We start from the raw sequence: 13,710 nt of genomic DNA on the forward strand, positions 1-13,710 counted from the left end.
CCAGTTAATTAACGCTGCATGTGCAAGCCATCAACGGTAGTAATGACCCGTTCCACGCCGGGTTTATTCAGGTATGACTCGTAAGCCGGGCCATCTCGCCAGCTACCGTCCCCGATAAGGCCGTCCAGCACACTACTTAACACATAGTCAGTTTCCCCTTTTTGTCTGGTCAAACCCGCCTCTCTGGCAAACTGCAGCGCAACCTCGGCCAGTTTTTCTTTTTGTGGATGATGAGTAATGACCTCTTTAAGCATATCCATTTTCGCTTTCAATTCTGGATGCTTTTCAATATCGCTACATTGCGCTTTCAACGCTGCACTCTTTATAGAGTCACTGGGCAATATTTCCGCACGCAACCCGTCAAACGCTCTGCGTACTGGAAACGGTGTGGAGGTATCCGGCTCCAGGGCTTTACGTACCACCCCCAAAAACATATCACGGGTATTGAAATGCATTGAACGCATATTCGTAACACTCGGAATTGCTGAAAGGAAACTATTTTGCTTAAACTTCAGACCAGAAAATTGGCCAGCCTTATCTGCCTGGTTATTATCATTATCAGTCGTACCCGCTTTAGTACCTGTAATTACCGAGGTTTCTGGCTGCAAGGTATCAATTTTATTATTCTCGACGCCAGCAAGTTGGCTGGCAAGCGGCTTCACATCCACAATCTCTGCCGTCTGGCTTTGCTCTTTATTATCATCAACGCCATGCACCGTGGCCTGCACCGGCTTGCCGATAATGACCTTGCTGGTTACGCTATCGACTTCATCAAAAGAGGCTGTTTCACCCGTGGTTCCCTTTTCAGACGTTATCACCTTACCATCTGTGCTTTCGGATGAAGCGTTGGTCACAGCCTCTGCAGTGGCATGAGCCGTGACATCAATTTTACCCGCGATATCCTGCGTGCTGGCACCGCGTACCGTCTCCGCTTGATGCGTATTTGAGTCTACACGCGAATGATTATGACTTACGCTACTGCTGTTACTCGAATGGTGTGACTCGTAATGGCGTTGGCTGTTATCAATAAGTGTTCGGCTATTATCAATAGTCTTCCGGCTATTATCATGGTTGCTATTATCAATATGGCGCTGGCTATTATCGACATGGCTTCGGCTATTGTTAATATGCTTACTGTTATCCACATTATGATTACTGCTATCAATATTGATATTGATATTAATACCTGCAGGTTCAGGCTTTTTACCACCATCAGGCATCGGTCCAGCCGCTGGTTCCGGAATTTTAGGCTCAGGCTGTTTGTCTGCCGGAATTTGTGCAAAAACATTACGTAGCAACAGAGGTATCAACGCTTTCATTTCAAGGTGTCGTGCTTCCATTCCTACGCTGGTACCCTGCTCTTGCGTTAATTTTTGGTGACACATATCAAGTGCGTCAACCGCCTTCTCCGCCGCTTTATCAACAAGCTGTGCAATATTGCTACGGGTTAGCGGATCTAACGTACAACCAAATTGATGTTCAATACAATCGGTAATATAGGGCATCACTTCATGCATGACATACTGCGTAGATAAGTTTCTTAAATCACCGCCGGTATGATTTTTGATGATATCCAGCAGCTTATTATGAAGCGTTTCAAGCTTCGCTTCCGCCTTCTTCGTTTCTGGCGTCCATGGTCCAAAAGCCGATTTTTCTTTCAGACCATCTTTCATCATTTGCGCGGTATACTCTGCCCCCACCTTCATCAGTAGCTCCTTCGCCGCAGGCGAGTCGCTGGTGGCTTTTTGCGCTGAATGAAAGAGTCCCGCAAATTCCGTTACCGCCTTCCTGGCGCCGGTATTACTTGAGCTGGTAAAAATTTCTTTTAACGCCTCGGCATCTTTTCCACATTTGAACAACGCCTCCAGACTCGACTGTTTGGTCAGCGCGGGAAAATCTTCCAGTCGTGGGCCGTTAATTTCCCCTGACAACGTCGATGTGGCATTTCCGCTGACTGCGGAGATATTTGCTGCAAGATTTGTGGCCTGCGTTTTGATCTCGGTTTGCATACCAGTTATCACGACGGGAGGCGGAGTTCTTACACTTGCTACCATTATTAATATCCTCTTCTGTTATCCCTGCAGGAAGCTTTTAGCGGTTTCCAGGCTGCTACTTATCGTACTACTCAGCACTTTTACCAGGTTGTCGTACAATGAATTGGAATTGCTATATTTTTGCGTCAGCGTCTGTAATGTTGTTTTTAAATTTTCTTCCTGAGCTTTAAAACCTGCTTGCCAGGCCTGGTATTTCGCGTTATCCATTTCAAGTTTGGAATCATCTCCCGGCTTACCTAATCCACTAATATCCTGAACCATTTTTCGTAACGGCGTCAGATCGACGGTAACGACATAACCTGATCCCGTTGATTTCAGGCAGCTATCGGGTAAATTCAACTCACTGAGCCACTGCCTCGCTTCAGCTTCCGTTGCCCCCTTAACACCACTGCCTGATTGCGCTGGAAATAAGATGGTATTTTTATTGGTTTGATTATATTTATTGATTAAATTGTTTAAATCATTTTTGAGTGAAGTAACATCCAGCTTAACGGTATTCCCATCCTTACCAGGTAATAACCAGCCTCCCATTTTGGAAAGGATGTCACTGAATGCCTGATAAAAATCGGTATAAACTGCCACAACGTTCTCATAAACGCCCAGATAGTTGTCGCCAATCGCCGATATATTTTGGGAAACCATATCCCAAATCTCTGCATCGGAAATGGTTGTTCTCGGCTGCACCATAGGCGCAGTGCTAAATAATGCCAACGCAGGTGCAGAAAACGCGCTCCGCAGCCCTTTATTTTGTTCTGCCGATAATGAAACACCTGATTTTGCCAGCGCATTCAGACTACTGGTCAATTGTTGGCGAGCCAGAGTACGCTCGTCATTATTCTCTTCGGAGATCGGCAACGTTGCTCGTAACGTCTGCTGTGCCTGTTGGGCTTTCGTGGCCGCCTGAGATAATGAGATAATATCCGCGCCGCGATGTTCTGCTGTGGACGGCGCAGCGGTAATCTCTACGTGATCGCTCGCCGCGGTTGCCTGTGGCCGTTCGGCAGCAAGTCCCGGACGAGGAGAAGCGGAATAATTTTGAATATTAAGCATAATATCCCCAGTTCACCATCAGGAGCGTTATTTAATAAATCTCCTGATGGCGTATAGATGACCTATCAAATTAAGCGCGAATATTTCCCGCAATAGCGGCGAATGCGGAGGCCTTCGACTGGTTAATGCTCTCCATTGCTTTCAGCATTTCCTGAATCAGGCTGGTCGACTTACGTGAACTTTCACGCGCTTCATCTGATGCGGTGCTGGCAACCCGGTTATTCACCTGGCTAATTTGCTGTTCGGAACGTTCCTGGATAGCAGCGTACTGCCCCGCCGATCCTGCGATCCCGCCGACAGTGACCGAATTCTTCATAATCAAATCGCCGGTCATCTGCATCTTACGCGCGTCAATCCGGGTCATATCCATGGTATTCTGCTCAAGACGAATACTGGATTCGACAGACTCAAGACGTTTCGACAGAATGGCCTGATGTTCAGGGGAAATTTGTTTATTACTGTCTTTAATGCCCAGGCTTTCCGTGGCGCCTGTTCCGGCATTAGATTTAAGCGTCACGTCATTAAGGTTTTTCGTCGCATCAACGCCGGTTTTCTTCATATTTAACGATTTCAGAGAATCGACGCCTTCAGCACCGAGTTTGACGCTATTCTGCCCGTTCAGCACATTTTTAATACTGTGGCTTTCAGTGGTCAGTTTATCGATCTTCGCGGCATTATGTTTAAGCGCGCCTCTTTCATTCTGCAGCCCTTTATGTTCCAGTTTTGCGCCCACGGCAGTGATCCCCAACTGAAGCGCGCTTTGAGAAATACTACCGGACAGCGCATTCATCCCTTCACGCATCATGGAACTTGCCGTCGTTTTTGCAGCGTCAAAACTGACGAGTGACAATTTGCCGGACAGTTTGGTGTCAGCCTGGTTCAACGTCAGCATTAAAACATTCGCGGCAGCCAACAGCGCAACGGCATTGGAAGACATACCGCTAATATCAAAAAATTTTCCGACTTCAGCCTGTTGCTCCCGCAGATGGGTTTGAACCATGTCGTTCGCTTTGTTGCTAAAATTATTAGCCAGGGCGTTCAGATCCTGATTAATATCACTATTCTGAATGCTGGTTCTCAAAAAGGACGTTACCGTTCCTGTGGTTTGCGTTAATACACCAGGCGCAGGGGCTGTCAGCGTAGGACTCAACCCCAGTTCACTGACTTTGCTACCAGTAATGCCAATGCTGCTCAGAATATCTTTAACGCTAACGGATTGCGAACCAGGCTGTGGAGTATTCTCAACAGAATGATGATTTAAATAAGTAGCAGGATTAATCCCCGCATTATTAATTAACATATTTCTCTCCCTTTATTTTGGCGAGTTTTATGCGCGACTCTGGCGCAGAATAAAACGTGAAGCATCCGCATTTTGCTGTACCGCAGAGGACATGACTTTTTGTAATTCCGCAGTCACTTTCTGGTTTTCACCAAATATCTCTACAGACTGTTTAAGCCACTGCTGAATTTGGTCCATGGCAAAACGTGCGAGAGTAAAATCAGCAAGCGCTTCGCTGGCGTTTTTGATAAATACGCCTTCAGCAACGCCGCCGGCTGATTGGGCTGCGGTATTAGTGACTTCCATGCCCAACGCAACTTTATTTAGGGTATTACCTACCAGCTCTTTACTTAAGGCATTCGTTTGCAGGCCCATCTTGCTACCCACATTACCCAGGCCGCTAGTAATACGTTGCATCCCCTGGGTAAAGAGTTTGCTGCCATTTTGCGCCAACTGTTTCAGCACATTAGGTACCAGCTTCTTAATCGTTTCGCCCATCATTTTACTCAGCGCGTTACCCAGTTTCGCCGCGGCGCCTTTCCCGACTACCGCCACTACGACAATTACCACCACCATCGCAATGGCTGCGACAATCGCGCCAACAATACTACCGGCCATCTCTGCGGTTTTCTTATCGACGCCTAATCCTTCCAACGCTTTGGTAATCGCTTTGCCAATCAGTTCCATTAACGGCTTCAGAACGTGTTCCATAATCGGGTTCAGCGCCTGCTGAATAAACGACACCCCCGTCGTCGCCTTCACAATTTCATCGGCAACCATTACCGCAAGCCCCACCGCAGCCAGCGCCAGACTCGCCCCACCGGTAAAAATAGCGGCCACAACGCTGACGATTGTTAGCAGCGCGCCGAGGATTTTCCCGATACACCCCATAATGCGGTTGGTTTCTTCGGCTTTGCGCGTCTCTTCCTGAAATTCAGCCGATTTCTTTTCCATCTCCGCCTGACGGCCTTCCTGCAAAGCGCCGAACAGCGCAAGATCGTTTTGCAGGCTTTCTTCGGTATTTTTGCCTACAATCTCAATGAACATGGCCATCAACATGGTGAGACGAGCCACATTTGACAGGTTATCCTTTTCACCCTGGGCAACCTGACTCTGAGAGGCAGCATTCGTCGTGCCCTGGAATTTGGTCAGAATGTTATCTGCTTTCTCGGCTTTAGCTTTTGCGTCTGTGCCCGCTTTGGTCGCCACATCCGTGGCTTTATCTAACTTATCCTTCGCCTCCGTCGCTTCTTTTCCAGCCTGCTCTACCGCGGATTCAGCCTGCGCATAGCCTGGATCGGACGGGTCCAGCGATTGCAATTTGTTTTGCGCCTGCGTCAGTTTTTTGGCCGCCGCGTCATAGACGCCCTTGGCGGTATCCGTTTTTTTAATACTTTCTTCATAGAGATCCGTCGCGTCCTGCGCCTCTCCCAGCGCCGCCTGAAACTCCTTCGATACCTGGATTCCCATCGCTTTTTGTGACTCAATCATTGCCTGCCATACGGCCAGACGAGATTCCAGTTGAGACAGCGAAACATCCCCCAATAAGGTCATTAATTTGCCAAGCAGTAACGTCAGTTGCCCTTCGCTGGAGAGTTTTTCCCGGGCGGCGTCCGTAGGCGGCGTCAGACCCACCGTATTAATAGTGCTCTCACCGGACTTTGTTCCGGCTTTAAGGTCGCCCGCTTTCGTTGCCACTACATCTTTAAAAGCTTTATCCGCCGCTTTTAAAAAGTCCGTGTTCTTACGAACGCCTTCAAAAGCCGCCTCAGCGAGGCGCGGATTTTGGGTATATCCGCCACGGCTAATGCTACTTGCGTCATTTACCATAATTATTCCTTTTCTTGTTCACTGTGCTGCTCTGTCTCCGCCGTTTTTAGCGCTTCCAGATAGACCAACGCTTTTGCCCGCAGAGACTCATCTTCAGTACGTTCATTGACAAGTTCAAAACACTGCCTGGCTTTTGCCGCCTTACGCATTAATAATTGACACTGCCCGGTAAAAAAAACGGGGCGGTAATCATTTTTAAGTAACGTAAAGGCCACTGCATAAAGGTCACATGCTTTCTGAAATTGTTTTTTCAGTTGGCATACCGCCGCCAGTCCCATGGTGTAATCGGGATTGTAAAAATCATAAATGCATAAAAAACGAAAGAATGTCTCAGCTTCATCCAATCGCCCCTGGTTATAGAACTCATAAGCATGAGCATATAAACCATCCATCATATCTTGAGGGATCCCGTGAACGTCTTTTAGCGTGGCGCCTTCGCTAACGGCATCCCAAATCATTTCCGCAACACGTTCTTCGCTGACATTATTTTGATAATCCATTACTTACTCCTGTTATCTGTCACCGACTTTGTAGAACTTAACTACTGCGATTATCTGATGCAGTTATTAAACCCCGACGGTGGTTAGTGAACATTCAAAAAACGCCCAATGAATAAATCGCTACTGCTTCACGCGGATCAATGCCGTTCCTCGTTTTCTTGTGGCTGAATAACGTCTTTGCCCGCGTTTTCTACCTCTTCCAGCCAAACCAGAAGACGTAAAACCTCATCAATTTCTTCCAGACTCACCAAATCATAACGGCGATGGGTTTTGAAAAGACTGCGCGCCAGTTTGATATCGACGATAACCGGTACGCCAACCTTCTCCGCATAAGCGCGGACAGCCAGTGCGCGCTGATTAGTTTCATACACCGAGATCATCGGAATCGGCATCAGTTCAGGTTTAAAATAAATACCGATCGTAATATGCGTTGGGTTGGCAACAATCAGGCGTGAGTTTTCAATATCGGATTTCACCTGTTCAGACAGAATCTCCATATGAACTTCACGTCTTTTAGATTTAACCTCTGGATTCCCTTCCTGCTCCTTCATTTCACGCTTCACTTCTTCCTTATCCATTTTCATATCTTTCATGGTCAGGAAATATTCAGCGATAGCATCCAATAATAAGACAATCAATGCGCAGGCAAGGCAAGTTAATACCAACGCGAGAAGAAGCTCACGCCAAATAACGGCAATACCCACGACATTGCCATTTAACTGAGAAAAGATTTCAACCTTATATTTTTTCCAGCAAATGATAGCGGCCACCACAAAGGATGAGAGATATAATAAGGTTTTGACCGTATCTTTTACCGTTCGCATGCTGAAAAGTTTTTTTGCCCCTTCTACCGGGTTTAGCGCCGACAAATTAGGTTTTAATGCCTCTGTCGCCAGCACAAAACCAGCTTGTAATAACGCCGGTAATGCGGAGCATACTAAGCAGAGCAGCATAAATGGGATCAGATATTTTAACCCTAACCCCAAAACGGCCAGACTGTAGTCAGTCATGCTCTGCTCAAAATTATCCGCAATAATGATCTTAATAATCCCCATAAACTCATTAAATGAGCCATACGACACCAGATAAGCAATTCCTCCCAGCGTCAGGCAGGCGATAATAAGATCTTTACTTTTAAACGACTGGCCTTTTTTAGCGGAATCTTCCAGCCGTTTTTTAGTCGGTTTTTCTGTTTTATTCGAGGACATGCGTCGCCCCTCGTTCGTAAAACCAGCTACTTAATCCTGTGGCCTGGAAAGAGAGTCGCAACACATTGTCCGGTAGTACCGGCGAGAAATAAAGCAGCATAATTAAAACGGCAATGCCGCTTTTTACCGTCAGTGAAATCGCAAAGGCGTTCATTTGCGGAGCAAAGCGCGACAATAACCCCAGGAACACTTCTGACAGCAACAGCACTAATACCACAGGGCTGGCCAGAACCAACGCGTTTTGAGCCACCTGATTAATAAACGTTAATAGCGGCGGTAATGAAGGCGTGCACTCGTTCATCGGATCGCATAGCTGATAGCTTTTATTTAACACGTCAACCATCGTGACCAGACCGCCGTTTTGTAAATAAACGACAGCGGCAAACATATTCAGGAAGTTAGCCATTTCCGAGGTATCAATGCCATTTGCCGGATCGATACTGCTACTTAGCGTTGCCCCTCGCTGGTTATCGATAATACAACCCAGCGCATGCATAACCCAAAAAGGCCATGACAGCAGACAGCCCAGCATGACGCCTACCGCCGCTTCTTGCAGAACTAACGGGATCATCGCCACCGATAAAAATGGCGGTGCCTCACTCAATTCATGCGGCCATACTCCCAATGCCACCAGGACGATAATGGCATTTCTCGGCGCGCCGCTTAATACCCCGCTATTCAAAAACGGCAGGAAGAAAAAAATCGGCGCCACACGAGCAAACCCCATTGCCGCAGACGCAACCAGGTTATGAATTTCAAAGTACAACGCATAAAACATTTTTTACCCCTTAGCCAACGCCAGGAATATCACCTGGCGCCCGTAAGAGAGTAAAACTTCGCCATACCAGCCAGACAGTAAAAACAGGCACAAGCACACGCCAAGTAATTTAATACCAAAAGGTAGCGTCTGTTCCTGTAATTGCGTTACCGTCTGGAATAACCCTACCAGGAGGCCGATAATCGTTGCGACAATCGTCGGCCATCCTGAAAGGATTAGAACAAGATAGAGCGCTTTATTACCTGCAAACACTAAATCATCCATTTAACTATCCCGTCTCGTAATGATGTCATGTTGCAATATCCATATACTGTAATATCAAACCCTTAGACAATAAGGTCCAACCATCAAGCGCAACAAAAAGAACCAGCTTAATGGGAGTAGATATTGTTACCGGACTCATCATCATCATCCCCAGCGCCAGTAGCACGCTGGATACCACCAGGTCGACGACAACAAATGGCAAATAGAGATAAAAACCAATTTTAAACGCGCTTTTTATTTCACTCAGCGCATAGGCAGGTAATAACGCAAATATTGAAGGTTTTTCAATTTCATCTTTATCACGCTTTACCGTCTCGGTCTCCTCTCCATACTGACGCTTCAGTTGCGCATTTTCAAAAAACTGAACTAACTCTCGATCTGAATATTTGATCAGATAATCACGGTAGCCATCCAGACCTTCATCAACATGTTTACTTAATGACGAAATGTCATTAAACGTGACATCTTCGTCCTCAAAATAGACGTAGGCATCGTGCATTATTGGCCACATAACAAACATAGAAAGCAGCAATGCGACGCCGTTAAGCGTCATATTTGAAGGTATCTGCTGCAAACCCAGGGCGTTACGCACCATGACAAATACAATAGAAAATTTAACGAAACAGGTTCCTGATGCAATAATAAATGGCAACAGAGTGGAAAATGCCAGTAAGGCAATTAATGAGATATCATTCCCCATTACCAGACTCACTCAGCCATTCATGAATCTCAACGCCCAGGGTGTCATTCATCTGTACCAATTCACCATTACCAAGCAAAACGCCATTCGCCATAATCTCAACGTTAAGTTCAGCATTTGTCGGCAGAGATAATAGCTGTTGCTGCCCTATTGCTTCGAGTTCGGCGAGGGTAACATTCTTACGATACAAGACAAATTCCAGTTTGACGGGTAATTGGTTCAGGCCAGGCAGAATTTCTGCAGTTTCTGTTTCATTTTTTTCTTCTTCGATATGCTGAATATCTAATGTTTCCACAATAATTCCCCCTTCAACACGGTTGAAATGACCTAACTTTTTCGCATAGCAATAAACGTCCGCACTGGAAGTTCGAATCAGGAGTACATCTCCGATCCCGATACGGCCCAGCAACGCCCGCTGCGTGTCACTGCTACCGATCACAAAGTGCAACGGCCAACGCAGCATTTTCGGCCTGCCGCCCCCGGTCGCGGGCAGTTCAGGAAGATACTCAAACCACAGGCCGCCCCGATCGCTCATAATGTGCAACAATTTCCCTTCCGGCAGCGCGCTTCCTGGCACGGGGTCCTCTACACATAAATGCCGACAGGACAAATGCGGCACGGGCAATTCAAAGGGACGCTCTGTCGCCGCAAGCCAGGGAACGATCAGGTGCTCAGCGCCAGCAGAAACTGCCGCCCCCGCCAGAGCGGGAGAGACATGCTCAAGCCAGTCCCCGGGTTTAATCCAGGCTGACCAACGTTTTTCTGAATCACTCAGCCGAACCCACATTCCCTGTCGCGTCGGATATTCCAGCGTAGCTTCCTGGCCATTGCGCTGGCATTCTGCCGCGGTTTGCGCCAATAGCCATTCGCGGCGATCAATCTGTCTCACACGCAATGACATCAGGCGTCATCCTCCTCACCAGCTTGCTGTCTGTGCTGTTGCTGCTGCGGATTTTGCTGATCGTCTCGCGTCAGGTGCCAGCGCTGGGGGTTACCGTTTTGCCATTGATCATGCAAACGATGCTCAACCTGCGTATTTGACGGTATTAACGAAAACTCCCCTACCTGGCGCGCCTGAATATTGACTGAATAGTCATTTCCCCAGCGCTGAAAACGGTAAGTCAGCGAGCTATCCTCTCCTTTCACGCCATCGGTGGTCGGAAAAATAGTCATCATCGGCTTTGATTGCGCCGCTAAAGGCATTTTTTCATCGCCGCCGGATAATTGGCTAAGATCGGAGATAGTTGTTGGTTGCAGGGGAAGCTGAGAAGCTTCTTTGATCTTTTTATGTTCTTTATCATCAGACTTATTGGTATTGGTTGCAGCCATTCGGGAAGGTACGACATCTCGCGGCAGCGGCGCGCCCTCTTTACGAACGCCTTCGCCCGCGATGACTTTATTATCCCCAGGCAATACCTTGTTATTATCGTCAGAGATTCCCGTGGCGTTATCCGCTAATTCACTGACGGCTTCCACGCCTTTTAAATCAGCAGATAATTTTTTACCGCTTACGCCCTCTAACTGCCCATTTTTAGACGATAGCAGTACTGCCGATTTATCTACTTTGCTCTCCGCAGAGACCAAACCGACGGATTTTTCAGCAGTGACTTTCAACAGTTTTTCAGCAATCCTAAGCTCGCCTTTCACGTGATGATGCAGACCAGATACGCGGCTATTGTGATGTTCTGATTTCGCTGGTGCGCCATGTCGCATTGCCGCCAGTAAAACCGGTAATGCCGTTTCCTTATGCATCACGAAAGTATCGCCATACTCGCGATCTTTTTTATCATCGGAATATTCTGTCTTATGTTTTTCCACCGCTTTTCTTAATGCCTCTGATAAACCGCCGACCTCGTCTTGCTGCGGCAGTAAAATATTTCCAGATGAACTGACAACTGACACATCGCCCATTAAATTATCTCCTCTGACTCGGCCTCTTCCTGCTGTATCTCTCGCTGAATATAGAGTCTTTTCTGACGAATTATCCAGCGTTGATAGTTCCCTTCTTTGCGCAACCAATATTTACTTTTTTCCTGAAACTCTTCCCTTTTCTTTTCCAGTTCGTCCCGTTGTTCCTGAATTTGTGTAATCTGAAGTTCTAAATCTTTTATCTGTCGGCGAACAATAGACTGCTTACGTAATAACGCATAAATTTCCTCACGACTGAGCTGTCTGTTTTCTGCACGCAGCGTATCTAATAGCAATTTCAGACCCGCGATTTGTTCAACGATCGCCTCCTCCTCCGCCTGCAGCCTGCGATCTTCATCCTGATAGCGAAGTAATATCGACTCACACTGCGAATGAAATACCGTACAGCGCCGCTGTAGTACTTTAATCCTGGTCAGCGAATGCATTCATACCGCTCAACGTGTCATCAAAGGATGAATATTGCGCTACCGACTGGCATAACCAGGCTTTCAGGCTATCCCGCATCTGCATCGCCCGATCGTTATCGATATTTTCGCCAGGACGATATTCTCCTAAGTCAATGAAAAGCTGGAGCTCTTCCAGACGCGTCATTAATTTACGCACGGAAGACGCCTGCTCAGCATGTGTCGGCGTCGTGACTTGTCCAAAAACACGGCTTACGCTTTTCAGTACATCGATTGCCGGGTAATGCCCCTGCCCGGCCAGCTTTCTACTCAGATACAGGTGGCCGTCAAGAATAGAGCGAATTTCATCCGCCATCGGGTCAGCCTCTTCCTCACTTTCCAGCAACACCGTATAAAAGGCAGTGATGCTTCCATCTCTGGTCGCCCCAGGGCGCTCCAGCAAACGGGGCAAATTATCAAATACGGAGGCCGGATAACCGCGACGGGCCGGGCGCTCCCCTGACGCCAGAGCCACGTCTCGCAAAGCGCGCGCATAACGGGTCATAGAGTCGATAAAAAGCACGACCCGTTTTCCCTGGTCGCGAAAATATTCCGCTACGGTTGTTGCCAGTTGCGCCGCATTGCAGCGATCCACCGAGGGAAAATCGGAGGTAGCAAAAACCAGCACGCATTTTTCTTTCTTATGCGAGGCGCGCAACATATCCACGAATTCAGTGACCTCACGGCCTCGTTCACCGATAAGACCGATAACAAAGACATCCGCCTCCGTTTGCTCGATCAGCATATGCATCAGCATGGTCTTACCGCATCCTGCGGAGGCAAAAATGCCCATCCGCTGACCTACGCCACAGGTCAATAACCCGTCAATCGCGCGCACGCCGGTAATCAGCGGTTCATGGACGCCAACGCGCGAAGCGTAAGAAGGCGGTGCGACATCAATAACGCGTTCTTCACTAATCGGCGCCACTTCAGAGGTAAAACGCTCAACGATTTTCCCCGTCGGGTCCAACACCGCGCCTAATACCGAATATCCCACCCACGCCGATAACGCGCGTCCAGTGGGATAAAGCACGACATCACGGGTCAGTCCCTGCGCGTTGCCGATAAGGCTCAGCACGGTGCGTTCCCGCTGTAAGCCAACCACCTGCGCACGCGCGACGACCTGTTTTTGATGCCAGCCACGGCGTATTTCACACAGCTCGCCAATGGCCACATCGCGCAATTCCGCCTCAATGATTGGGCCCGTTATTTTTTGTGGGTAGGCCAGATATTGCAGTAAACGAGGTGTTTTCATCTCATTAGCGACCGACTAAAAACTTCCAGATGGTTGTAAAATCCATTCAAGGCATTAGAGAACTTTTCACCGTCAGATAAAAAATCCGGATGCACTAAGGCCTTAAGCGTTAGTTCCCCATTCTGTTCCCCTAATAGCAATTGCCCGCCGCGGACAAACTGGCATCCTTCCATTATGGTCATTAAGATTTCATAGGCCCGCTGTTGTAATACCACCATGCTATCAGCACCCAATTGCGCCCAGATCCATACATCTTCGTCCTTGACGCTGATACAGATACTGGGCAAGGCAAATAAATCCAGAACAATTGTCGAATGACTATCTATTCCTCCAATTAGCGAAGGATCGCAACCACTTACTTCCAGTGCAGAACGAACTAATTCAGCGATATCCAAATGTTGCATAGATCTTTTCCTTAAT

The 13,710-nt window shown here is 47.7% G+C and carries 14 protein-coding genes; all 14 read right to left on the reverse strand.

All coding sequences use genetic code 11. From position 1 onward, the window contains the following. Window positions 1-8: 8 nt before the first annotated feature. Window positions 9-2,054 (reverse strand): SPI-1 type III secretion system effector SipA, encoded by a 2,046-nt coding sequence (sipA, locus tag AC3G3F_RS06530; protein ID WP_023249338.1) that lies wholly within the window; start codon window positions 2,052-2,054, stop codon window positions 9-11. Window positions 2,055-2,072: 18 nt separating this feature from the next. Beyond that, window positions 2,073-3,104, reverse strand: coding sequence for an SPI-1 type III secretion system needle tip complex protein SipD (gene sipD, locus AC3G3F_RS06535; RefSeq protein WP_079817014.1), 1,032 nt, complete (start codon window positions 3,102-3,104; stop codon window positions 2,073-2,075). 70 nt (window positions 3,105-3,174) lie between these two features. After that, a complete protein-coding gene (locus tag AC3G3F_RS06540; protein ID WP_023249336.1) occupies window positions 3,175-4,404 on the reverse strand; it encodes an IpaC/SipC family type III secretion system needle tip complex protein in 1,230 nt (409 codons plus the stop codon). 27 nt (window positions 4,405-4,431) lie between these two features. After that, window positions 4,432-6,213 (reverse strand): SPI-1 type III secretion system needle tip complex protein SipB, encoded by a 1,782-nt coding sequence (sipB, locus tag AC3G3F_RS06545; protein ID WP_079813749.1) that lies wholly within the window; start codon window positions 6,211-6,213, stop codon window positions 4,432-4,434. Window positions 6,214-6,215: 2 nt separating this feature from the next. Then, window positions 6,216-6,713 carry a SycD/LcrH family type III secretion system chaperone SicA gene (sicA, locus tag AC3G3F_RS06550; RefSeq protein WP_000386309.1) on the reverse strand — a complete coding sequence of 166 codons (498 nt, stop codon included), beginning with the start codon at window positions 6,711-6,713 and terminating at the stop codon, window positions 6,216-6,218. Window positions 6,714-6,850: 137 nt separating this feature from the next. After that, window positions 6,851-7,921, reverse strand: coding sequence for an SPI-1 type III secretion system export apparatus protein SpaS (gene spaS / locus AC3G3F_RS06555; protein WP_023249334.1), 1,071 nt, complete (start codon window positions 7,919-7,921; stop codon window positions 6,851-6,853). Then, window positions 7,908-8,699, reverse strand: coding sequence for an SPI-1 type III secretion system export apparatus protein SpaR (gene spaR / locus AC3G3F_RS06560; RefSeq protein ID WP_000498971.1), 792 nt, complete (start codon window positions 8,697-8,699; stop codon window positions 7,908-7,910). Before spaR ends, spaS begins: the two co-directional genes overlap by 14 nt. 3 nt (window positions 8,700-8,702) lie before the next feature. Next, window positions 8,703-8,963: an SPI-1 type III secretion system export apparatus protein SpaQ gene (spaQ, locus tag AC3G3F_RS06565; RefSeq protein WP_000342503.1), complete on the reverse strand. Its 261-nt coding sequence runs from the start codon at window positions 8,961-8,963 to the stop codon at window positions 8,703-8,705. Window positions 8,964-8,988: 25 nt separating this feature from the next. Continuing rightward, the gene (gene spaP / locus AC3G3F_RS06570; RefSeq protein ID WP_000526016.1) at window positions 8,989-9,663 is read right to left on the reverse strand and encodes an SPI-1 type III secretion system export apparatus protein SpaP; all 675 of its coding nucleotides are present in this window, start codon (window positions 9,661-9,663) and stop codon (window positions 8,989-8,991) included. Beyond that, the gene (gene spaO / locus AC3G3F_RS06575) at window positions 9,653-10,564 is read right to left on the reverse strand and encodes an SPI-1 type III secretion system protein SpaO (protein WP_053509084.1); all 912 of its coding nucleotides are present in this window, start codon (window positions 10,562-10,564) and stop codon (window positions 9,653-9,655) included. Before spaO ends, spaP begins: the two co-directional genes overlap by 11 nt. Further along, entirely contained in the window at window positions 10,564-11,574 is a 1,011-nt protein-coding gene (gene spaN / locus AC3G3F_RS06580) for an SPI-1 type III secretion system protein SpaN (protein WP_023249331.1), read from the reverse strand. The genes spaO and spaN overlap by 1 nt, the downstream gene beginning before the upstream one ends. Further along, a complete protein-coding gene (spaM, locus tag AC3G3F_RS06585) occupies window positions 11,574-12,017 on the reverse strand; it encodes an SPI-1 type III secretion system protein SpaM (protein ID WP_023249330.1) in 444 nt (147 codons plus the stop codon). Before spaM ends, spaN begins: the two co-directional genes overlap by 1 nt. Beyond that, on the reverse strand, window positions 11,995-13,290 hold the full coding sequence (gene invC / locus AC3G3F_RS06590; protein ID WP_053529376.1) for a SctN family type III secretion system ATPase InvC: 1,296 nt from the start codon (window positions 13,288-13,290) through the stop codon (window positions 11,995-11,997). Before invC ends, spaM begins: the two co-directional genes overlap by 23 nt. Continuing rightward, a complete protein-coding gene (spaK, locus tag AC3G3F_RS06595; RefSeq protein WP_023249328.1) occupies window positions 13,287-13,694 on the reverse strand; it encodes an SPI-1 type III secretion system chaperone SpaK in 408 nt (135 codons plus the stop codon). The genes invC and spaK overlap by 4 nt, the downstream gene beginning before the upstream one ends. Window positions 13,695-13,710: the final 16 nt, after the last annotated feature.

This window comes from Salmonella sp. FC25216 (assembly GCF_057751355.1).